Annotated in this window: 2 pseudogenes; both read right to left on the bottom strand. The window is 61.4% G+C overall.

Going from position 1 to position 451, the window contains the following annotated elements:
* Nucleotides 1-170: pseudogene (locus HWX22_RS32185) on the bottom strand (serine acetyltransferase); the annotation flags it as partial.
* A pseudogene (locus tag HWX22_RS31580) lies at nt 167-451 on the bottom strand (capsular biosynthesis protein); the annotation flags it as partial. The pseudogenes HWX22_RS31580 and HWX22_RS32185, both read right to left, overlap by 4 nt.

Genomic DNA, 451 nt, shown 5'->3' with positions numbered 1-451 from the left:
ACGATGTAGAGCAGGATCAACGGTGCGCCGGCCAGCAGCGTAAGCCGGCTCCGGCACGCGAGGTAATGCACGACGCGGTAGAAGATCACCGCCGCGCGCGGCTTCACGAACATATTGCGGCGGCAGTCTTCGATGATTGCCTCGGCGGTCTGTCGCAACGTGACGCTCATGTCAGTGCCGCCCTTTCGAACACGCGCCTGGCCGCGTGGGCGGGGACGCGATCGGTGCCGAAGTAGTCGATGTCGTCGATCAGGAACGAATGGATGTACCTGAGCAGCCGATGGCGATCGAATTCCTTGTAGAAACAACGGCCCAGCGACACCACGCGCTTTCCGTACAGCATCGCCTCCAGTCCGACCGTCGAATTGATCGTGACGACGGCTTGCGCATGTCGGAGCAGTTCCGTGGTCGGCGATGTGACGATCTCGAAGTGATAGGTTTCCCGCAAGCG

This window comes from Burkholderia sp. BCC1638, assembly GCF_902833195.1.
GTDB lineage: Bacteria > Pseudomonadota > Gammaproteobacteria > Burkholderiales > Burkholderiaceae > Burkholderia > Burkholderia diffusa.
This window is presented reverse-complemented; position numbering and strand designations above follow the sequence as displayed.